Consider the following 23,018-nt stretch of genomic DNA (forward strand, 5'->3'; position numbering starts at 1 on the left):
TTTAAGGTTAAAATTTAGAACGTTAAGCTGACACCAGCATTAAATGATTTAACGATAGGGAAAGATGTACCAGCATCCATCTCTGGATCATAGAATTTTTTATTGAATTTGCTGATCACAAAAAGGTTGGATCCCGATACATAGAAGCGAATGTTGTTCGCATATTTTTTATACCACCTTTGAGGAAGATTATAAGCAATGTTCAAAAACTTCAAGCGCACAAAACTTGCATCTGCCAGCCAGAAATTACTGCCACTCGTGTTCACCTGAGCGACCTCATCGTTTGCGCTGTAACGGTAAGGTAACCATGCATCGGTATTCTCCGGACTCCAGGATTCATTTGCCCAAGGGCGCCACATCCGATTCCACTCTACACCACCACTTAAATTATTGAAAGACTTTTTATAACCGAGCGAACCATTGAAATTAGCAGTGATACTTAGACCTTTCCAATCCGCGCTAAGGTTTAACCCCAGCACTTTAGGATTGTTGCTCTTATTCAATACTGTGATATCATTCTCATTAATGGTATTGTCGCCGTTAAAATCTTTGTACGCAAATTGTCCGGGTTTAGGTGCGTTACCTTTAAAATTATAGCCCGGATGAGCCGCCAACAATGCATCTACATCAGCTTGATTTCTGAGCATACGGTCAACCTTATATCCAGTGATCATATTCGCAGAACGGCCATTCCCGATTAAATTCTGATAATCATAGGTGATATTTAAATCTCGTATCGTATACCAAGAATTACCATATGTAAAATTAAGGCCAATATTATAGTTTAAATCACCGGTTCTATTCATATAGTTTACACTAAGATCAATACCATTCGCTTTCATTTCTCCATAATTGACTGAAGGTAAAGGACGACTGAACGTCGGTGGTGTCGATTGGATCCGTGTGCTTAAAATATCATAGGTACGTGTTTCCCAATATTCTGCTGTCGCATTAAAATGTTTCAGGAAACTGATATCAACACCAAAATTTTTATTCAGATATTTCTCCCAGGTAATATTTGCATTTGGAAGAACATCATATTGTATACCCGGATTGAGTGTGGGCGTTTCACCGAAAATCACATTGTTACCAGTCACATACTTATCTTCATATTGCCAGCGTTTGGCATTTGCATCATCCTTGGCTCCGTTTGGATTTATCGCGACGAAGTCATTTCCGGTCAATCCGACTGAAGCTCTGACCTTTAGCGACTCTATTCCATTGACATTTTTAAAAAAGTTTTCCTTAGAGATGACCCAAGCCGCGGAAACCGAAGGGAAAAAGCCCCATCGTTTATCTTTGGGAAAATTGGCAGAGCCATCATAACGATAAGTAAAGGTGGCAACATATTTGTCTGCATAGTCGTAAGCAAATTGTCCGATATAGGATTTACGTCCCACTGTTGGCAGAAAACCATAGCTATTATTAATACTTTTTGTGGCGGTACCACCTACGACCCCCGAACCTCCAGTGGATGCCCACCATTGGTCAGTCATATAGATCGGAAAACCATTTATCTTCGCATCAATACCATCATAACTTCTTTCCTGACGTTCGTACACCAATGCCGCATTGACATGATGTTGACCAAAATCCCTTTCAAAGTTTAGCTGTAAGTTTATTTGATCCTCCTGATTCCAGGCAGCTAATTTTTGAATACCGGGGGTATGATAAGTGAGACGTTCTCCCACAATATTATTTAAATCCCAAACTACGGGCTCTATCTGGGCTAGCTGATAATACGTAAACGGGTGGGAATATATTTTCTGATTGCTATTGTTAAAGGTTTTGATGTAACCAACCTTCGCACTTAAACCTTCTAAAAATGGCATTTTGTAGGTTAAGCTTAAGTTTACAACAGACTTAAGTCCCTCCGACTTATTATATCCCGATAGCCCCTGAGCTTCACCGGATTTATTGGATATCCAAAAATAATCTACAGGTAAGCCTGTCGCGGTAAAAGAAGGCATGTAAGGTTGCCATAGAAGAAGTTTGGGAAACATGTCACCCGTCCAATCCCCTTCGGGTGAATTAAATTTATTATTGTTTAAGCTCAGCCCTGCAAAAACCGAAACGTTTTTTGTTAGATTAGCCGTTATATTGGTTCGAACATTGTATTTTTTTTCATTTGTGTTTTTAATAAAAGTCTCCTGATTAACATAAGAAGCCCCAATAAAATATTGAAGTTTATCGGTTCCTCCCGATGCACTTAAGTTATGCGTGGTGATGGAAGGATTTACATATACATCTTTTAAGTGATCAAAGCCGTAGCCCTTCCCTCCTCCAAAATCCCGGTCTTTAAAATACGCTTTTGCGGTTTCTGTCCAAGGTGTATTGGCCGGGCCACCGGCTTCGCCCCAGATTCTGTTTTGAATCTGCCCCCATTCCATGATACTCGTTAACTCCATGTTTTTCCCGCGGACATCCCGCCCTGTATTCACGGAGTAGTTTATGGCAACTTTTCCCGCCTTACCACGTTTGGTCGTAACCAGGACAACACCTGCGCCGGCTCTGGCTCCATAAGCAGCCGTAGTGGCCGCATCTTTTAAGATAGACACTTCTTCGATTTCATTGGGACTTAAATTATTAAATTCCGCAGCATCAATAGTCACCTTTCCATCAATAACGTACAGCGTGGGAGATGCATTCCATGAACTAGCAGTTCGTATGCGGATATTGGGCTGAGCTCCGGGCACACCGCTGGGCGTGGAGACATACAACCCCGGCATTCTACCTGCCAATAGATTTCCGACAGAAGTCGTGGGGATCTCAATATCCGCTTCCTTAAATTTAACAGATGCAACGGACCCAGCCAGAAGGCCTTTCTTTTGTGTGGTGTAACCGACCACCACAGTTTCATCCAATGCGACAGTGGAGGAAACCATCGCTATAAGTACACCTTGTTTTGCAACGACGGTTATGGGGTTATAACCGATCATAGTTGCTTTTAGGTTTACTCCTTCATTCGCTGTAATTGTAAATTTACCCGCAGCATCGGTCTGTACGGAAGTGAGCGCGGAATTTCCCTGTGCCCCTACAACAACAACTGTAACTCCTGCCAATGGAACTTTTTTCTCCGAGTCCATGACCGTCCCCGATATCTTAATCTGTGAAAAAACATGATGGGACAGCAATAACATAAAGACAATTCCGAGCACCCTAAGGTGCATTTTTAAAATTTCTTTCATAATTTCGAGTTTTTTGGTTTTTCAGAGGTATATTTTATTAATACATCCGTTAACAACAAATAAAAGCCGAATATTTCAGCCAAACCACGCTAATCTTAGCAAACATCTATGTTTTTTTACTTCGCTATTTCACTTTCAGATAGACTTATGAAAAAAATTAACGCCCTTTACAGTATCCTGTAAAGGGCGTTAAAATTAGAAATGTAAATGAGCTGTTAGTCAAACTTATCAGCGTCATATGTAGTATGCGCCTCGGAAAAATCGTCCATGAATTACAGCTAAGTGACGAAAGTCATCTTTTAAAATTATTTAAAAAACAAAAAGGACTTACACGGAATGGATACAGAAAATAAAAATCTTAACAAAAAAAACACCCGATAGCATGGGGTACTCCGGGTGTTTTAGCCATATTATTAACCTATTTTATGAAAAGTGCCCGTGATGGGCAACACTAAAGTAGAAAAAAACTTTGTATAAACAAAATAAAAAGTAAAAAAAATAGATTTTCAACTTCAGCTAAACCGGTTAAACATTGATTTAGACAAACAACATAATCTTCTTTATCCGGTACACAAGCTCGGGCCTAATTAATCCCAAATCCGATAGTAACATCGTAATTACAGGGATATAACAGGGGGTTAACAGGGGTTTAGCAGGGGTAATTCCCTGTTAACTCCCTATTAATACAGTATAAAAGTAGTGTTATTTCACTTTTAATTTCGAAAATGGTATTAACTTGGTAATAAGACGTATACTACGACGCTATTCCATCCTTCCTATCCAGTGAATAATCAAAAATATATAGGCGCTCCCAAAAGAAGATACACGGCTCTGAGATTAGGAGATTTTGCTTAATTTTAGTCCATTAAATAACTGTAAGCTATGACCGGTCGCGAAATTCTCAGGCAACATATCAATAAAACCGTCCATTTAAATGATGAACAATTTGATTATTTCTTTTCTTTTTTCAAACCGGTATCCTTTAAAAAGAAACAATCGATTATCAATATTGGCGATACGGTGGAATGCGAATATTTTGTCCTCAATGGCTGCCTAAAAACTTTTGTTGTCAATGCTGAACAAAAAATGCATATTCTACAGTTTGCCACACAAACTTGGTGGGCATCCGATTATAATGCCTTACACAACTATATGAAAGCAACTGTCAACCTAGATTGTGTAAGCGATGCAGATACGCTTTGTCTACTTGCTGAGGACCGTGAACGTGTATGCAAGGAAATCCATGAAGTGGAGACATTTTTACGATGGCGTTCGAATAAGGGGTATATCGGTTTACAAAAGCGAATTCTATCCCTACTCAACAATGATGCCCGTAGCCGTTATGAGGAATTGATGCTGCAATATCCGGAATTGTACAATCTTGTTCCAAAACATTTGATTGCAGCCTATCTTGGGGTTTCCCGTGAGACGCTCAGCCGGCTCTATCACAGTAAATAATGTGATCTATATCACCAAAACAAACCATTCTTTAAAATGTGATGTACATCACATAGGGGTCTAATGAATTATGCCCTACTTTGTGTTATCATTTAAACAATTAAATTTTTAAAAGATGAAAAAAGAGAACTTAAAGGTATTGGTCGTTTTGACTTCACATGACCAACTGGGAGATACAGGAGCTAAAACAGGTTTTTGGGTGGAAGAGTTTGCAGCTCCCTACTATGTTATGGCCGACGCAGGAGTTACTATCACAATTGCTTCACCCAAGGGTGGACAACCACCTATTGATCCCAAAAGCGCGATGCCTGATTTTCAGACAGCAGCAACAAAACGTTTTGATGCAGATATGGAACTTCAGAACAAATTGGCAAACAGCATTGTCCTAACAGCGGTGGATGAGCAAGATTACGACGCAATTTTCTATCCAGGGGGCCATGGCCCGCTCTGGGACCTTGCAAATGACAAGACTTCTATTGCATTGATTGAATCATTCTGGAAACACAATAAACCTGTAGCCGCTGTATGCCACGCGCCAGGTGTTTTTCGATTTGTTAAGAATACCGATGGTAGTCCACTGGTACAGGGTAAGAGGGTGACAGGCTTTTCCAATTCCGAAGAAGAAGCTGTACAATTGACAAACGTCGTCCCTTTCCTGGTTGAGGATGAACTGGTCAAGCTTGGCGGAAAATACAGTAAAGGTGCAGATTGGAGCAGTCATGTGATCAAAGACGGCAAGCTGATCACCGGTCAAAATCCCGGCTCGTCGGAAGAGACTGCAAGGGAACTATTGGCTCTGCTGGAACAATAAGGCGCTATCAATTAAAATAGCGCTTTCCGTTCTGAAATAGACAATGATACGCTAGGTAATAAACGATGCCAATAACACCAGAATAAAATCCCATTTTTATATATTGAGAACGATAAAAATGGGATTTTTGTTAACTTTCTCCGAATGACTTATATCATTATTTAATTAGTTTCGTTTCCAGTTCCTGAAGGTTATTTGCGCTTGTATTATTCCCGAGGTCGGCGGCCTGTTTCCAATACACCTTTGCTTTTTCGATCTGATATACTTTAATGAAAATATGGTTATTTCGCAGAATAGGCACCGATGATCTTCTTGAGATCGATTCCCTTGCCTAATACGGGTTTAAAAATATCACCCATACTAGTTATCCGTTCCATTGCATTAAAAATAGTAAAATCGGTCATTTTTAAGCCCTTCTTCACCTCATCCCAGTGAAGCGGCATGGATATGGTAGCGCCGGGTTTGGGTCTGACCGAATAGACAGACGCAATGGTCGCATGAGGTCTATTTTGAAGAAAATCCAGATACATTTTCCCTTTTCGGTCACGTACCGTGCGTTCGAGACTAGTATAGGCTGGAATTTCAGCATGTACCAACGTAACGATGATGCGGGCAAATTCTTTAGCCTGATCATACGTGTATTTGTTTCCCAAAGGGATATAAATGTGGAGCCCCGTCGAGCCACTAGTCTTGCAATAACTGGGAACGCCCATACTGTCCAGAATCTGCTTGGTCACCTGAGCTGCTTCGATCACCTGATCAAAAGAGTTTTTATCTGGATCAAGATCAATGATACAGTAGGTTGGATGATCCGGTTTTTTTATCGTGCTATTCCATGGATTCATTTCGATACAACCTAAATTGGCCATATACAATAACGTTGCCTCATCCTTTCCGACTAAATAATGTCGATCTCGATTATCCGCCTCACTTTGATACAAATAAAGTTCGGCCCAATCCGGTGCGGTATCGGTAACATCTTTGAAATAGAACCCCTCTCCATTGATACCATTTGGGAATCGGTTCATGCTTTGCGGCCTACCTTTTAGGTATGGTAAGATAAAGGGGGCAACCTGGTAATAATAATTGATAAGGTCGCCTTTGGTGATCTTTTCCTTTGGCCAAAAAATCTTGTCAAGATTGGTAAACTTGAGCTCCTGCTTATTGATTTTTTTTACTTGGGTTTTCTCTGTTGGATTTAACAAAGTCTTGCGTCCTCCAGCCATACGCGATTTAACCATATGATTCGTTTTATCTTCAACAATCTGTTGTACTGGCTCTTCCTTTTCGAGCATTATTTTCTTTGGATTTTTATCTTCCCGCATACCAACAAACGAAGGATGTCGCATAACGCCATCATTCGTTATTTCCGTAAAACTAACCTCACATACGAGTTCAGGTCGCAACCAAGTCACCGATGCATGTGGTGGATTGGGACGGAAGCGCGAAGGTTTATTGACATTAGGCTCCTCTGCAAAAGGTGTCTCTTCTATGATCAATGGCTTAAATAATGTCATCATTTCTTTTTGCATCTTAGCATTGAAACCGGTACCAACCTTTCCGGTATAAATGAGTTTTTTCTCTTCGTATATGCCTACAAGCAGGCTACTAAATAACTTACCTGAATCATCGTTTAGGGTATAACCACCAATAACAACTTCCTGACGCTTATTGGCTTTAATTTTTAACCAGTCATGTGAGCGATTATTCACGTGATAGCTACTATATTTTCGCTTAGCCATGATCCCTTCCAAGCCTAGCTTTTTCGCCTCCTTAAGAAAGTCGGCTCCGGAAGTATCAAAATGCTCACTGAAAAGAATTTGTTCGCTTTGCGGAAGTACTGTTTTTAAAATGGCTTTTCTTTCGAGAAGAGATAGGTTCTTTAAATCTTTACCCTCATACCACAAGATATCAAATACATAATAGACAAGATCACCATCGGCTTCACTGCGCCAATTCTGCAGACCTCCGAAATTTGCAACACCATTTTTATCCAATACAACCACTTCCCCATCCATAATCGCATTGAGTTTTATTTCCTTGAGCTGATCGTAAATAGGGTAAAACTTTTCATTGAAACTCTTGTCATTTCTAGACTTCAAATCCACGTCCCCTTTATGCATAAAAGCAACTGCCCGATAACCGTCCCATTTCACTTCATAAACCCAGTCACCATTGTCAAAAGGTTTATCAACCAAGGTTGCAAGCATAGGCTCAATATGCGTATAAAAGGCTTGTCTGGGACATTTTTTCAGCAGTTTATCTCGTACCGCCTGAGTTTCTAATTGTTCTCCAGGCTTTGCTTCAAGCTGTTCGCTAATCATTTCAGCAGCTTTTTTTGTTGTACTGTGTTTATCTTTTAGTGTGCTATCTTTTTTAACAATGCTTTTCCCATATACCTTATCTGGTGATTTTTCCATCTGTGCGATGGTCTTACCGGAGATAACGGATTTATCTTTTTTTGTGATATCCTGATCGCTGGCATATTTATCCTCAAGTTTCATCAGCAACCAGCCGTTATCCCCCCGTCCATGAGCCTTGACCAGCGCAAACTCTCCTTTCAGCTTTTTTCCATGAAGCTTGAATTTTAGTTTTCCGGAATAGAGCTGGTGTCTGAGACTTTTGTCCATAGTGGCGATATCATCCTTTGCACCTTCTACGGACTCATATGTTCCTTGATCCCAAACGATCACAGTTCCGCCACCGTATTGACCTTTAGGTATAATTCCCTCGAAATTTCGGTAATCATAGGGATGATCTTCGACCATCATAGCAAGTCGCTTGATCGTTGGATCGAGCGAAGGCCCTTTTGGCACTGCCCAGCTTTTCAGCACTCCATCCATCTCCAAGCGGAAATCATAATGCAAATGAGAGGCATCATGTTTCTGTACAACAAATCTCAGTTCCTTGCCGTTCGGCTTTCCGCCAAAGGGTTCCGGTGTTTTTTCGGCAGTGCGTTTGTTTCTATATTTCGTTAATCCCATAGCACTATTCGTTAATGATAAATAATGTTAATCATAACACAATGCTGCAACTAAAAAGGTTTAAATAAACAAAATATATTTCTCCTGAATGCTGTTATAATTTTCATTACACATCCCATATCAATGTAATATTTTAAATACATTGGCATAGCATTTGTATCAGGTGTTATAAAAATACTAACTATGAAAATAAATTTAATTTTCACTGCATTAGCAGCCGCAGTGCTGTTAGGCAGTTGTAGTGAGGATGATAACCAAGCTACACAAACAACTCCCGTTACCATTAAAATCACGGACGCTCCTGGTTATTATGATGCCATTCATCTAAACATTGATGAAATTGAAATACGTACAAGTTCAGGCAGTGAAAGTTTAGATGTTGACGGAAACCCATTTAACATTCTCAATTATACAATGGGTAAAGATACCGTAATTGCTGGTGATGACGTTCCTTCAGGTATGATTCAGGAAATCAGACTAAAACTTGAAGATGAAGGGAATGAAATTTGGGTTGATGGAACCCGTCATCCGCTCACAACTCCCAGCGGTCAGTCTTCGGGTGTTAAGATAAAAGTGCAAGACGAACTGATTCCCAATGTCGCCTATACACTTTTACTTGATTTTGATGCATCGAAGTCAATCGTACAAACTGGCAATGGTAAATACCTGCTTAAACCGGTCATCCGCGCAATTCCAGTAGCGACTTCAGGTGCAATTACCGGCACTGTTAATCCTGCAGCTTCACTGGCACATGTGTTCGCCATCAATGGAGTCGATACCGTTGGAACTTTAGCTAATTCCGTCGGGAAATTCTATTTTCCGGGGATGTCAGAAGGTACATACAAAATCGTTATTCAACCTACAGTAACAGGTTACATGGACAAAACTATTGAAGACGTTCAAGTTGTAAAGGGAAGCGTTAAAGATATAGGTACTATTTCAGTCCAATAACAAGCGTTAGCTAACAAGAAGCCTATTACGATTATTTTCAAAAGCACGTAGCTTTCTCGAACATAATCGTAATGGGCTTCTTCGCATTCCATATTGTTCGCTCCCTTTTGACCCCCCTCAACTACCAATGGATAACATATTGGCAAAGAGGCGATAAGCTCCGACCACACCAGCGGGAAGTTGCCTAAATAAAGAAAGACTGCTATTGATATAGTAACCTTTGCCTTTTTTACTTACAAGCAACAAGCCGTCTTCGTTTCCCTTATCCGAATTTTGAGTACGCACAATCGGTTCAAACTCTTTACCCCAATCTTTTGGAAAAAACAGCCCCCGATCCTGTATCCAGTTGTCAAAATCTTGCTGACCTATCTTATTCGGATAATTCAGAATCCGATGAGTGGGATTCAAAAAGTGAATAGCCGATTTAGCATCGCTAATCCGTTCGCCTGAAACAGACAAAGGATACGGACCGACCTCCGCGACAGAAAGGTCATAGGGGGTATTGTATTGATTGATCAAAACCCCTCCTGCCTGGATATATTCCTGCAACTGTCCATGAAAATCCACCAGGTACGGATCCGTATTATAAATTCGGAAACCCAAAATTACTGCATCAAAAGCCGATAGATCTGTATCTTTCAATGCTGTAGGAGGTATCAATTCTAAATGATTCACCAGCTGTTTTAAGCTTGCTATAAGTTCGTCATTTTTGCCCGATATGTAAGCAATTCGACTAGCCAGACTTGCAACCGAACTATTTAAAACCCGTAACTCTGCTTTAGGATAATACACCACCTCTTCAATATGGGGATAACTGACCGATTTTATATTATTTTGATGGACACCATAGACAGTTTCGATTTCGAAACCAAGCTTTTGTATTCTTTCAGTATGTCCCAATGACGTTAACTGAAAATTGACTTTTTCAGAAGCATTGCCGCAAATGACCACAGTCTGTTCTTTGGGAAAAAGTTCCAGTCCTTCCGCTCCGGTTAACCTCACGTTGACAGTCTCCACCGTGGCTACATTGGATTGTATCTCAAGTGAAATAGAACGACTTGTAAAATCCGTCAAAACAACTATCTCTGTTTCAAAAGCTCCGGTAAATGCAGGGGAAATAGTGACGGGCTTATTGTTGGTCAACACAGGTACAGTAACTGCGATGGATAAAGCTGCAAACTGTAACTGCAATTTCACTACGGTCGGATTGTCCTGTTGGGGCAGTACAATATCTCCGGAAGACTGGGGAGAATAACTGCCCCTATCTCCCTCCTCCTTTAACCAAATCGGAAATGAGGGATTGATCGTATGACTGAGACGTCCAGTAATTTCAATCCGTTCAGTCTGTGATAATTGATAGGATTCATGATACACGGTTTCAAAAAAGGGAACTGTCACACTGTTCAAGATCAAATCAGACTCCTTTGGTATGTTGACTTGCAAAGATAAGTTAACGTTTGCCCCTGGTACCCACCTGTCATCTGTCGAATTTACTTCGAAAGATGCGCCCAGTGAGCGAAGCAAAAGCAACTCCAAATCACCGCGCTTTTTCTGGATGGCACTATTTGCGGGCACCGTATTCATCCAGAGCAAAATTGTCGCTATGGTCAATGAGAATTCACGATTGTTTTCATAAACATGCTTCATCAGCAAACCATCAACAAGTTTCTTAAAAACAGGAATATACCGGTCCGAAGTTTCTGGTGATGCAAAAAGAGAATCAAGCGCTATTGTATCCACAGGCTCACCCTTCAATAGTTCAAAATATTCAACGGAGGGGGTATGCTGTGTTAAACTAGCCATTGCTTGGGAGCGATGTTTATTGCGGCTTTCGGCAGCTATCTCACCATAATGCACCCCAGAATACCGATTATACACAGGCATGTAAAGCGCAAGATACTCAGGTAAAGGCGTTACATTACCGCCAATATCTTTGACACCACTTTCCCGATAGACGTTCCAAAGAAGATGTTGTGCTTTCCAGACAGACAGCTCCTCTAATTGTTCAGGATATGCCTCCGGATCTGCAGCAAGGTCATAAGCCCGCTCAGTCAAAATTGCCGAACTCTGATGATGGCCATGCAGATCCGGAATATTCGGTGAAAATCGGGTAATAATGACCTGTGGGCGAAAATATCGGATAGTCCATACCATATCGGCGAGTACCGTTTGCTCATTCCATATAAACATGGTTTCATCCGCAGATTCTACAAAGCCAAAGTCCTTTGCACGCGTAAAAAATTGCCTCGTACCTTCCGTCTCTCTCGCAGATAGCGATTCTTGTACACGGAGTACACCTAACTCACTTCCTTTTTCAGCACCTATAAAATTCTGTCCCCCCTCGCCTCGTGTGAGTGACAAATATGCCGCATCAGCAAGCTGGTCCTGAGCAAAAAATGTTAATAGTTTATTATTCTCATCATCGGGATGGGCACCTACATATAAAATTCGATTGAAAACCTTCAACTTGCTTAACTCACGCATGGTGCTATCGTATTTTTTTTGCGTAGAAATTCCGTTTAAAGACTGTTGTCTGGTTTTTTCTGCGAGAAATTTTAATGCCATATCCATCTATTCTTTTAAGTGCGATGGATCAAATATAGGAATAATTTCACAAAGACTACTAATTCGATAGATATTATTATATTTTCTAAAATAAGTGCAATCAAGTGCTAATTGAGGTCTTGTATCGGCTATTATGCATGTTAAAAATCCCCTTAGCTATCGGCAAAACGGGAGCTTATTTTGTATACGTGACCAATAAAATTACGCAACCTCATAACGGCTGTCCCTGGTATTTAATTTGCCAAACTTCGTTTAATTCCTGTTCCAAAAATTTCTGACACTTTTACATCCCGATAAAGATAGTAGGCCGATGACAAAAAATGGCTTTTTTAACTCAAAATCCGACGATAGCATTAAAAAGTATTGTCTTATTATGTTAAACTTTTTGAATTAACACTTTTTAACCGATATATACCGTAGCTTAGCACTTTATCAACAATTAGAATCAACCAACAGAATGCCCTTTTTAGATCATGTACTCCAAACCCCCAGCTACGGATGGAAAGACGACAATGGAGACCTTATTAAACCGAGCCCAAAACAAATATTCAGCGAATTTTTCAAAAGATTGAATGTTTTTAAGGACCAACGCAATTGGCTGCCCTTTTTTAGCTGGCTGAAAGTAGCTTGTCTTATTCCATTTTTCTTTGTTTTTCTCTTTGCCCACCTCAGCTGGTGGACGGTTCTGGCAGCTTTTATTTACAGTATGATCATTATGGGTACGCATGGTACCATCTGGCATCACCGGTTTTCCACACATGGTGCCTTTAAATTTAGAAACTCCTTCTGGCGTTTCTTTACGCAAAATCTCACTATAAATGTAATACCCGAAGAAATTTATGTAATTTCTCATCATGTCCACCATGCAAAATCAGATCAACCCGGAGATCCATACAATGCACAGGCAGGATTTCTCTATTGCTTCTTGGCAGATGTAAACCATCAACCCATTGCCAAAGATCTGAACGAAAACTCTTACAACCGTGTCAAACTGCTTATGAAGCACACTGGCGTTACAGCCAATAGCTATGCACAATATCAAAAATGGGGTTCTTATGTTAATCCGACCCATGCGATTCTATCTTGGGTGTTGAACTGGTCATTTTGGTATATTGTATTCTTTTTGATCGGTGGACACGCTCTGGCCTGTTGCTTATTTGGCGCGGCTGGATTCTGGGCGATTGGCGTACGTACTTTTAATTATGAAGGCCATGCCAAAGGTGAAGATAAACAACGGGAAGGAATAGATTTTAATGAAAAGGACAAATCCATCAATCAACTTTGGCCCGGTATCGTAGCCGGTGAGTGGCACAACAACCATCACCTCTATCCCAAAAGCGCACGGAGTGGTTTTAGGCCTTACCAGATCGATCTGGCCTGGTGTTATATCAAGTTGATGCACAAGTTAGGTGCCGTCAGTAGCTATCGCGACGACAAAAAGCGGTTCAATGAGCAGTACCACAAGCCTTATATTGATGCCAAAAAATAACATTTAATAAAGAGTAACATTGCTATAAACTATTTCACTGGCATTTAACCCTCACGAATCGACAAGCAAAGTAGCTAAATATTAGCTACTTTGTTTGTCGATCCCAACTCTTTATTTAATAATTCATCCGCACGATATACTATAATTCATGCTATCTTGGTTCTGACAGGTAACGAGCCTTATCTATCATTCTAAGGATTTCCCAATCGCCCAATACCTTCTCTGATATATATTCCTTTCGTTTTACTTAGGCTCATTTACTGAGACCATACGCCCCTTTTTGTAAGATCAAATGTTCCGGCCCCTTTGGATCCAAGTTGGTCATAAAAGACAGTTTTTTTTCTCTGGATACAATTTATCTCCTTTCCAGTTGTCAGAACAAATCCAAACGATGACATCATACATTGTTTTTATAAAAAGCGCTTACTGATAAATGGTTATTCTTAGGTTGCCATACTTCGATTCATATCATTCAGGTATAAACGCAGCAAGTTGCGTATTACTTCGGTCAACTTTAAACATCTTCGATCGGTTCTATATAAAAAAGACATTTATATGAAACCATTCAATAACAAAAAAGTTGGACATCGGGGTATGTTCATCTTTCTTATGACAATTATTCCCAACCCGGACCCAAGGGAACGAAGTCCAGATGTAAGTAAGCTAAATAAAGACATCTTCACAGACGAAGACGATAGCACCGCAGATCCGGACGAACATAATAACAATCCAAATACAGATTTATCAGGTATTAAAGATGATCGCACACATGATCCTGAAGAGGCTCAGGATGAGCAGGAAGACAAAGAAGATGATAAACCTGATTTATCCGGCGACATTAACGTCTAAAAAATACCCATGCATTGAAATTGTAATTATCGAAACTCACTGTTATTATGCCATTTTTAAAGTTTCGATAATCAGTTCGTAAAAATACTTAGCAATAGATTAAATACCTGAATCGCATATAGGGCAAACGAAGCAAGCCCTTGGCAGGTCTATTAAATGCAAATAAATCAAATTTAATATGGAAAATAACATCAATAACCCCGAAATTATCAATGACATTATCAAGATCAATAACGATAGAATCGAAGGCTACAAAAAAGCGATCGAACTTGCACACAACCACGGACTGCATGAACTGGAACCAGACTTTAGAAAATACGTCGATCAATCCCAATCATTTATTGCAGATTTGACACCTTACATGGAACTTGAAGGAAAAGAGCCTACAGACGGTACCATGCTCAGCGGTAAACTTTTTAGAGCTTGGATGGGTATAAAAGTGAATGTCACTGGCAATGATAAAAAAAGCCTGCTGGAAAGCTGTGAAAAAGGTGAGGACGCTTTTAAAGCCACTTATAAAAAGGTACTGGAGGAAAACACTGATGAGCTAACGCCCAATGTCAAAAATGTACTGACAATGCAATTAAACAAACAGCTGGAAGCGCATGACAACATAAAAATGTTGCGCGATAATGCTTCGCTATAAATAACTACTGGCTAGGTTAAATTGACATCTGGATTTCTTCACAATCCGAATACCGAAGCCTTCAAGGCTTCGGTATTATTGTTTTACATATACAGGTCACTCCTTATTCAGGTTTCTGGATTTTAGTTCATCATCAAGCGCTTCGTCATTTTTTTTCCAACGCATAAATGCCCAAGCACCCATGACGAGGAGCAGAAATGTGAAAATAGTAATCCCCTTATTCACGATACCATAAATCAATACACCGGCACAAAATCCAACTAGCACGGCATTGATTAATTTGTTGCTTTTTTGCTGCTTTTTTCTTTCCAATAATTCCTGGTCAGTCAATTCATTTAATTCTCGGTCTTTCATAGTGTCAATGTTTTGGTCAGTCTATATGAATCAAATATACACACAAAAAATTATCCGCATATGTCACTACGGGGATATATACTCTTTTTTTTATCAGAAAATGGGATACCCTAAATTCTGTTATGTACTTTAAAAACTTTCTTGGCTTAAGCAAGCCTGGGATCTCATGCATTAATAACGGGAAAATCTCTTTTTAAACCATATTAAAAACCAAACGTGCCAACAAAAAAAGTCTACATAAAATATAATATGTAGACTTTTGGATCTATTCTTTGCCTGCGATTCAGCTGTATGTATATTCCTATAAACGCTGTTCTTAACGCTTTAAAAGGTTATCTTTCTTATTTTAGGCGGACACAAAATGATATCTTAGCTTCCGGCTCCGAGATTTAAATCACCTTCCCTGCCAATATCTTCGGAATTACCAGTTACCGTCGCCTTCAGCATGTTAAAAATATTGACAATCTTATTGGAATTCGAGTCCCAATAATGCGCATCCTGAGGAGTTACACGCACTAGCCTAATATTGGGATCTTCCTTTCCCTTTTTAAACCAGCCTTCCATCATTTTGTTCCAGTAACGATCAATTCTTGCCTGATCCCTGGATAAACTAGCCGTACCATTGACGCTCAAAAAGGTATAATTTTTTGGATCTGCATAAAAGAGCGATACTCTAGGATCATTTTCGATATTTTGATGAGTTTCGCTTTCTGCGGAACAAATATACCATATGTCGCCCGCAGGGTCGACTTCCTGTCTACTCATAGGAACACCATGTGGATATACAGACTCCTTGCCAAAAGAACAAATAGTGCCTACGTCGATCTGATCGATGATTGTTTTCAGTTTATCCAATGCTTCCTGATTGTTCATATTTTTCTCTGCCATAATATGTCGTTTACTATTGAACAACCGCTCCCACCAAATAGTTCGATTAAGTTTGAAACTTGGTACAGGTACTTACCCGGTAAAAGATTATATTTCCCGAACAATATTATCGACATCATACATCACCTTTTTTTGCCATCGGAAACAACATATTTAACAGCGAATCCACCGCATATAGTTCATTTCCCTAAACGGATACTTTCGAAGAGTTTATTCCAATATAACTTGTATTATCATCGCGTAGGTATAGGTATGTTCTTCCTGACATAACTACAGAATTATTTTTGCCATTACCGTATCTGAATTACTAATAAAAATAGTAATTTTACATAAATTACTAAAATATTGATCATGATTGGATTTGACGATAAGTTGAGGATCTTAGCTGATGCGGCAAAATATGATGTCAGCTGCAGCTCCAGTGGGGGAAAACGCAAAAATACCGATGGCATCGGTGATGCATCAGCGAGCGGTATCTGTCATACCTATACCGAGGATGGCCGATGTGTCTCCTTGCTGAAGATTTTAATGACCAACTATTGTATCTACGATTGTTCATTTTGTGTGAGCAGACGTAGCAATGATGTCCAACGAGCTGCATTTTCAGTTAAGGAAGTCGTCGACCTGACGATGAATTTCTATCGTCGTAATTATATCGAAGGCCTGTTTTTAAGTTCCGGTATTTTTAAATCCGCAGACTATACGATGGAAAGATTGATGCTCGTGGTAAAAAAACTTCGCACCGAAGAGAGATTTAATGGCTATATTCACTTAAAAGCTATTCCCGGAGCCAGCGAGTCCTTATTGAAGCAGGCCGGCCTATATGTTGACAGGATGAGTGTCAATCTGGAAATCCCTACGGAGGAGGGCTTAAAGCTTGTTGCTCCGGAAAAAGACCATCAATCCGTCCGTGAGCCTTTGGCGATTGTCAAAAATGAAATCCTTAACATTCAACAGCATAAAAAGATTGTTAAAAAACTTCCGTTGTTTGTCCCCGCGGGCCAAAGTACACAGATGGTCATTGGAGCTACCCCAGAGACAGACCTACAGATTATGCGGACCGCTGATGAATTTTACAAAGATTATAAACTTAAGCGCGTTTATTATTCAGGTTACATACCCATAAACGCCACGGATAGTATGCTTCCACAAATCGGCACCACACCACCTCTTGTGCGTGAAAATAGACTTTATCAAACAGACTGGTTATTGCGGTTCTACGGATTCTCCCTTCATGAAATCCTAAATACCAAACATCAACAGCTTGAACTGGATATAGACCCCAAGCTCGCTTGGGCCTTACGTAATCCCCAGTTCTTTCCGATCGATATCAATACGGCCGATTACAGCTCAATTATTCGAATTCCCGGAATTGGCAGACAGTCCGCAAACAAAATCGTGCAGGCGCGTCAATACGGAAAATTAAAGGAATACCAGTTGCGTAAGCTAGGAATTGCGTTTAACAGAGCCAAATACTTTATGATTTGCGTAGATACCGTTATAAGTGCCGGATTTCATTACCCGGAACAGATTCGAAAAACTCTTATTGGACACCAGACCAGCACCAAATCCAATAGTAGTCAAATGCAGTTAACATTATTTTGATGAACTATATTTTCGATGGAAGTTATTATGGCTATCTATGTTGTGTTTTCGAAGCTTTTGAACGAAAAGAATTTGACGCTATTCCAACCACTTCACAGCAGCTGGAAATCAATATCTTTTCACAGAAACGACAAATCCATTCAGATGAACTTAAAGCCTTACGTATCCTGACCGCAATGAATAAGATAATTGGACTGCAAAATGCCAAGATCTTTTATCACAATTTTCTAAGCGATAGTCCCTCCGAATGGATCAACGGCTTTCGGCTGATGGTAGAACTTTTCAAATCCGGAAAAATAGATATACAGAATTACGGACGGCCAGATCTGCTGCGTCTACATCAGATGGTCAAGAAAGTGAGCCGGGAGAGACACCGGATGCAGGCCTTTATACGATTTGTCAAATCCGACAATGGCTTGTATACAGCTATTGTGGAACCTGATTTTAATGTCATCCCATTGGTAATTAACTTTTTTAAGAATCGCTTTACTGACCAACAGTGGCTGATCTATGATATACGGCGAAATTACGGGTTTTATTATGATTGCCGACGTGTAGAGGAAGTATCTAGCTGTGGTGAAAATGAAGTTCATCCCCCCCACAGTTTGGAAATAGATCTAGACCCCAAGGAAAAAGAATTCCAGCATCTTTGGAAAACCTATTTTAAAAGCACTACGATCGAATCTCGAAAAAATTTAAAACTTCACCTGAGACATGTTCCCAAGCGATATTGGAAATACTTGACCGAAAAACAATAGGCAATCATCGGCGCAGGGCCATTAAATAAAACGTTCATTCGAGGTCCTGCTCCGATCCCCCTTTTTTCGATTATTTAGAGCCGCCGAATAATTTGCTAATGATCCATATAATAATTGCTACGACGACTACAACCAGCAATATACCCGACCAGACACCTGCCTTAAATATACCTTCAATGGCAGCGCAGCCGGAAACAAGGACCAATAAACTCGACATTAAAGCAAAAGGAATTATTTTTTTCATAAGATTATATATTTTACTCATTTAACTAATCATAAGACAATATATAATCTGAAATTGTTTCAAAAAACAAACTACTCCTATATTATTTTATAAAAGCCCTGATTTCTATTATTACAATTCTAGTTACTACCAATGAGCAAGATAGCATCAAAGGAAAAGGTCCGATTGATAACAATCTAGCCTTTAACTATACAATAATCAACTTTTATTTTTTTATCCGGCTTAAATATCTTGCAGACTACATTCCAATTCAGCCAAATATTTCTATTATCCAATAAATTGCCGATATTAAATAGCACATTATCGACATTTACTTGCAATATCTTGCAGCAATTTCTGAACTAATTATTTATTATTGTACGGAATAACTCACCTAGCTCATTATGATAAACAGGGAAAAGAATAGACTAGATTTTACATTGTTAAACATCGGATATGCTGTGCACGATGCAGACTGGAATTTTAAAAATATCAAAAGTCCTTTTGCCAGGATACACTATGTCTGCGAAGGAGAGGCACAGATTATTCTACAGAACGAAGTGATTAAAATGCTCCCCGGGCATCTATACCTGACACCGGCCCATGTCCATCATAGCTATGAATGCATTGGTAAATTCTCGTTATACTATATTCATATTTATGAAAACCCTAATATTACCTCAAGTATTTTTGACCATTATATTTTCCCTAAGGTTATCAAGGCCGATCAACTGTTGCAGGAGCTCATCATCCGTCTTCATCAGATCAATCCTGGAAGTGCTTTGTCTATTTATGACCCTCAGCGTTATGAAAACTCAACCGAATTAATGAGAAGCATTGCCTTACAGGTAGCATCCCCATTTGCTCGTGAAGCCGAAAGCCACGCAATTATACAGTTACTGATGAGCCGGTTCTTAGCCGCCGCAAGCGATAAAATACCTCAGGTCGAAAAGCGCCTCAATCGAGTATTGAACTATATCGACGAGCATATCCACCAGTCCATTTCCATTGACCAACTTGCCGATCTGATCTTTCTTTCCAAAGATCATCTTATCCGGCTTTTTAAAAAACACATGAATGACACCCCTGTGAGCTATATGAACCGAAAAAAAATAGAAAAAGCCCAGTTAATGATGCTGGTTGATGATAGCAGCATTCAGGAACTGAGCTTTAGGTTGGGGTTTGAAAATATATCTTACTTCAATAGACTATTCAAAAAAGTGACCGGAGAGACACCGACAAGTTACAAACGCAGCGTGGCAACATTAACAAATGAGCCATCTACCCCTGATTAAATTATGCCGGAAACGGCCAATTCATCCCAAAATTCCATTGGAATCACCCGATTCACCATCGCCACATTGTCTTTCACTTTTTCCGCTCTACTCGTGTTCAATGCGACTGCTTTGACACCATCAATTCCGAAACCATAAGCAAAACAAGCTTCAGCGGGTTTAACCGCAAATTTTTCACAAATTTCCCAAAATTGCTCTCTCCATTTATATAATGTTTCACCTTCCACACTTTCCCTATTCACCAACTGATAATTGTAGTAATCACTACCGACTAAAAATCCGCCATTAAATACCGCCGAATTGATCACAGCAATATTTGCGGCCGCTAATTTGGCAATAAACTCCAATAATTCTGCCGGATGATCGTGTAATGTTAAACTATTGGCGATCATCACCCAATCCAATTCAACATCCTGAACAATGCGCTGAATAACTTTCCAACTTTTGGACCCGACTCCAACAGCGAGTACCTTGCCTTGATCTTTCAATTCATTCAGCGCACGGTAAGCTTCCAAAATATCCTGATAGCGCTGGTCCTCATCGGCTTGATCCGACGCCTTCGCCAGATATTCATCAGGATCATGTACCGAGACTAATTGTGCTGGATAATCTCCCAACAATTGATTTCCCTGATAAAAACACGATAAGATCCCAGCGTAACTAATGCGCTGTTCAGCATCATAACGAAGCCCTTTCCATACCCCGGGCTCAAAGGTAGGTTCTTCCGTTTCCAAAGGAATACGATACCAGCCGAGTTTGTTGCTGATCAACACCGTTGACGGATCAACATTCAATTGCTTGAGTCCTGCACCTATGGATTCCAACGATAGGCCCGCGCCATATTTACCTGCCGTATCGAAAACAGCCATGCCTTCGGCATGCTGAACACAAGCTCGGATAATTGCTAATTTGTCTGCAAAAGACATTTCTTTATACAAATTGCCTAAACTACTTGTACCATAAATAACTTTTGGAAGCCATGCAAAAGTCGTTTTCCCGATCGCTTTAGACATCATTAATTCTCTTTTTAAGAGACAATTTTACGGAGAATAGTACAATATATTTTATGCTATATCGACTTAAAGTATGCACATATCGACATCATGAAAATACAGCCTCCGATGACGTCATCGTCATTTTTGCTTTCGTCAACACTAAGACACCATTCGTCAAAGATTTTTCCATACTGGTCCGAACATTTGTTTTTTTGCGCATATCAAAACAATAAAAATGAACAGAAAAACAATTTTATCATGCGTTGTACTCTTCGCAATGATGTTAAGCAAAATGGTATTCGCACAGGAACAACCCCGCATTCAGATTGGTATCAAAGGTGGAAGTAGCCTGAACAAACTCAATACGGAACTGGCGGATCTGGACGACAAATACGCCTTGGGCCTTCATCTAGGTGGTATGGCACGTGTCAACTTCGGTAGTGCCTATATTCAAGGGGAGGCCCTCTTCAGCAAACGGAAAGCCGCTCTTAAACCACAAGGACAGACCGAAACCAAACTCAAATGGAATGCGATCGATATTCCCGTGATGGTCGGCTATAAATTCATTCAACAACAGGATATGAACTTACGAGTATTTGCGGGTGCGGTATACAATTACACCTTGAATGATAACCTATCTCCGCTTAAAGCTATTAAAGAAGGTGTCAAACATTTCGATAAGTCCAATATCCAATTTACAGGCGGCCTTGGGGTCGATATCCAAAAGTTCAGCATCGATTTTCGTTACGAACGCGGATTTTCTGACCTTAGCAATTCATTTAAATCCAAGCCACAAGCATTTTCCATTGGGGTAGGTTATTTCTTATTCTAACGTAACCTTTAAACATGAGAACCTTTGGAGGCAATTGTATTCGCCTTCAAAGGTTTTTGTTATATATTTGACTATTTTTGTCCCATGTTTCTCAAAAAAAACTACCTCCATCGGCACCTGTTTCTCACACTCTTCTGGCTTGTCCTCTGGTTTGCCCTGTGGATACAGGTGAAGCAGGATATGGATACAGCCAGCGCACTGATCCATAGTTCATTAATCATGATCTGTTCCATCAGTATCTCACAATTCCTGAGTGACAATATTTTGCCTAAAGCTATTAAGACACAAAAAATGAAGCCTTTTGTTTTCAAAGCTATCTTTTTCGTCCTTATTTTAGCGCTACTGATCAGTGTGGTGGATGTCTATTTTATTATGCATAGCCAAGTACTACCGGAAGATGAACGGGCCTCACTATTACTTGTTCAATGCTATAAATCTATTCCATCCTCTTTGCTGATCAATGGCACAGCCTGTGGCATCCGATTCTATCAGGAACATGCCAATATTCAGCAGGACCATAGCCAGTTGCAGCAGAACTTTCTGGAAAGCCAGCTCAAATTGTTGCAAGATCAGGTCAATCCCCATTTTATGTTCAACGTATTGAATCATATTCATATCCTGATGAAAAAAAATGTAGATATGGCCGATTATTTACTATTAAAATTTTCTGACATCCTACGCTACCAGCTCTATGAATGCAACCAGTCTTTCGTGCTGTTAAGCCGTGAACTGCAATATTTACAGAATTTCATCAGCATTGAACAGATGCGTTGGGGAGATGAACTGGAAGTCAAATGTAATTGGTCACAGTCAACAGAAGATCTCCATATCGTACCGCTGATGTTGATTTGTTTTGTCGAAAATGCCTTCAAACATGTGGACCGGCTTCCAAATCAAAAAGGCAAAATCAGCCTCAACTGTACTGAAAAAAATGGCCATTTCCGATTTCAAATCAGCAACAGCTATCAGGCCTATCCACAACAGGCTTCGACCAGACATTCCGGAATTGGATTGGAAAATGTCAAAAAGAGATTGGAACTGCAATACGAAAAAAACTATTCCCTGACGATCAAAAAGCATGATAACAGCTTTTGTGTCGAATTGACAATTGATCTTAATTGCTAAAA

At 39.9% G+C, this 23,018-nt stretch carries 18 protein-coding genes; 11 read left to right on the top strand and 7 right to left on the bottom strand.

The genetic code is table 11. The features are described from left to right. Window positions 1-14 precede the first annotated feature (14 nt). Window positions 15-3,188 carry a SusC/RagA family TonB-linked outer membrane protein gene (locus tag DCO56_RS04195; protein ID WP_108632458.1) on the bottom strand — a complete coding sequence of 1,058 codons (3,174 nt, stop codon included), beginning with the start codon at window positions 3,186-3,188 and terminating at the stop codon, window positions 15-17. Between the two features lie 882 nt (window positions 3,189-4,070). On the opposite strand from DCO56_RS04195, the gene DCO56_RS04200 reads away from it, so the two are divergent. Beyond that, a complete protein-coding gene (locus DCO56_RS04200; protein WP_108632459.1) occupies window positions 4,071-4,646 on the top strand; it encodes a Crp/Fnr family transcriptional regulator in 576 nt (191 codons plus the stop codon). Window positions 4,647-4,761: 115 nt separating this feature from the next. Continuing rightward, window positions 4,762-5,457, top strand: a complete 696-nt coding sequence (locus DCO56_RS04205; RefSeq protein WP_108632460.1) for a type 1 glutamine amidotransferase domain-containing protein — start codon at window positions 4,762-4,764, stop codon at window positions 5,455-5,457. 281 nt (window positions 5,458-5,738) lie between these two features. On the opposite strand, the gene ligD is transcribed toward DCO56_RS04205, so the two are convergent. Continuing rightward, entirely contained in the window at window positions 5,739-8,441 is a 2,703-nt protein-coding gene (ligD, locus tag DCO56_RS04210) for a DNA ligase D (RefSeq protein WP_108632461.1), read from the bottom strand. Between the two features lie 183 nt (window positions 8,442-8,624). Here ligD and DCO56_RS04215 point away from each other — a divergent pair, with 183 nt between their 5' ends. Next, window positions 8,625-9,392 carry a DUF4382 domain-containing protein gene (locus DCO56_RS04215; RefSeq protein ID WP_108632462.1) on the top strand — a complete coding sequence of 256 codons (768 nt, stop codon included), beginning with the start codon at window positions 8,625-8,627 and terminating at the stop codon, window positions 9,390-9,392. 117 nt (window positions 9,393-9,509) lie between these two features. On the opposite strand, the gene DCO56_RS04220 is transcribed toward DCO56_RS04215, so the two are convergent. Then, window positions 9,510-11,957: a PIG-L family deacetylase gene (locus tag DCO56_RS04220; protein WP_181390444.1), complete on the bottom strand. Its 2,448-nt coding sequence runs from the start codon at window positions 11,955-11,957 to the stop codon at window positions 9,510-9,512. Window positions 11,958-12,414: 457 nt separating this feature from the next. Here DCO56_RS04220 and DCO56_RS04225 point away from each other — a divergent pair, with 457 nt between their 5' ends. From DCO56_RS04225 to DCO56_RS04235, 3 genes are all read left to right on the top strand, one after another. Beyond that, entirely contained in the window at window positions 12,415-13,446 is a 1,032-nt protein-coding gene (locus DCO56_RS04225; protein ID WP_108632464.1) for a fatty acid desaturase, read from the top strand. Between the two features lie 555 nt (window positions 13,447-14,001). Then, window positions 14,002-14,295 (top strand): hypothetical protein, encoded by a 294-nt coding sequence (locus DCO56_RS04230; RefSeq protein ID WP_108632465.1) that lies wholly within the window; start codon window positions 14,002-14,004, stop codon window positions 14,293-14,295. A gap of 178 nt (window positions 14,296-14,473) precedes the next feature. Continuing rightward, window positions 14,474-14,941 carry a PA2169 family four-helix-bundle protein gene (locus DCO56_RS04235; protein WP_108632466.1) on the top strand — a complete coding sequence of 156 codons (468 nt, stop codon included), beginning with the start codon at window positions 14,474-14,476 and terminating at the stop codon, window positions 14,939-14,941. 96 nt (window positions 14,942-15,037) lie between these two features. On the opposite strand, the gene DCO56_RS04240 is transcribed toward DCO56_RS04235, so the two are convergent. Continuing rightward, window positions 15,038-15,295 (bottom strand): FUSC family protein, encoded by a 258-nt coding sequence (locus tag DCO56_RS04240; RefSeq protein ID WP_108632467.1) that lies wholly within the window; start codon window positions 15,293-15,295, stop codon window positions 15,038-15,040. A gap of 369 nt (window positions 15,296-15,664) precedes the next feature. Further along, window positions 15,665-16,183, bottom strand: coding sequence for a pyridoxamine 5'-phosphate oxidase family protein (locus DCO56_RS04245; RefSeq protein ID WP_108632468.1), 519 nt, complete (start codon window positions 16,181-16,183; stop codon window positions 15,665-15,667). 351 nt (window positions 16,184-16,534) lie between these two features. On the opposite strand from DCO56_RS04245, the gene DCO56_RS04250 reads away from it, so the two are divergent. Together DCO56_RS04250 and DCO56_RS04255 are read left to right on the top strand one after the other, a co-directional pair. After that, window positions 16,535-17,788, top strand: a complete 1,254-nt coding sequence (locus DCO56_RS04250; protein WP_108632469.1) for a putative DNA modification/repair radical SAM protein — start codon at window positions 16,535-16,537, stop codon at window positions 17,786-17,788. Further along, on the top strand, window positions 17,788-18,546 hold the full coding sequence (locus tag DCO56_RS04255) for a TIGR03915 family putative DNA repair protein (RefSeq protein ID WP_108632470.1): 759 nt from the start codon (window positions 17,788-17,790) through the stop codon (window positions 18,544-18,546). Before DCO56_RS04250 ends, DCO56_RS04255 begins: the two co-directional genes overlap by 1 nt. A gap of 70 nt (window positions 18,547-18,616) precedes the next feature. Here DCO56_RS04255 and DCO56_RS29170 read toward each other — a convergent pair whose 3' ends face one another. Beyond that, the gene (locus tag DCO56_RS29170) at window positions 18,617-18,790 is read right to left on the bottom strand and encodes a hypothetical protein (protein WP_181390445.1); all 174 of its coding nucleotides are present in this window, start codon (window positions 18,788-18,790) and stop codon (window positions 18,617-18,619) included. A 383-nt stretch (window positions 18,791-19,173) separates the two neighbouring features. Between DCO56_RS29170 and DCO56_RS04260 the strand changes: the two genes are divergently transcribed. After that, on the top strand, window positions 19,174-20,064 hold the full coding sequence (locus DCO56_RS04260) for a helix-turn-helix domain-containing protein (protein WP_108632471.1): 891 nt from the start codon (window positions 19,174-19,176) through the stop codon (window positions 20,062-20,064). Here the strand turns inward: DCO56_RS04260 and DCO56_RS04265 are convergent. Then, window positions 20,061-21,080, bottom strand: coding sequence for an aldo/keto reductase (locus tag DCO56_RS04265; RefSeq protein ID WP_245935772.1), 1,020 nt, complete (start codon window positions 21,078-21,080; stop codon window positions 20,061-20,063). The two genes, DCO56_RS04260 and DCO56_RS04265, sit on opposite strands and share 4 nt — an antisense overlap. Before the next feature lie 214 nt (window positions 21,081-21,294). Between DCO56_RS04265 and DCO56_RS04270 the strand changes: the two genes are divergently transcribed. Both DCO56_RS04270 and DCO56_RS04275 read left to right on the top strand, forming a co-directional pair. Beyond that, window positions 21,295-21,891, top strand: a complete 597-nt coding sequence (locus DCO56_RS04270; protein ID WP_108632473.1) for a porin family protein — start codon at window positions 21,295-21,297, stop codon at window positions 21,889-21,891. Window positions 21,892-21,975: 84 nt separating this feature from the next. Further along, the gene (locus tag DCO56_RS04275; RefSeq protein WP_108632474.1) at window positions 21,976-23,016 is read left to right on the top strand and encodes a sensor histidine kinase; all 1,041 of its coding nucleotides are present in this window, start codon (window positions 21,976-21,978) and stop codon (window positions 23,014-23,016) included. The last annotated feature ends 2 nt before the right edge of the window (window positions 23,017-23,018 follow it).

Origin of the sequence: Sphingobacterium athyrii (genome assembly GCF_003071065.1) — a bacterium.
Classification (GTDB): Bacteria; Bacteroidota; Bacteroidia; order Sphingobacteriales; family Sphingobacteriaceae; genus Sphingobacterium; species Sphingobacterium athyrii.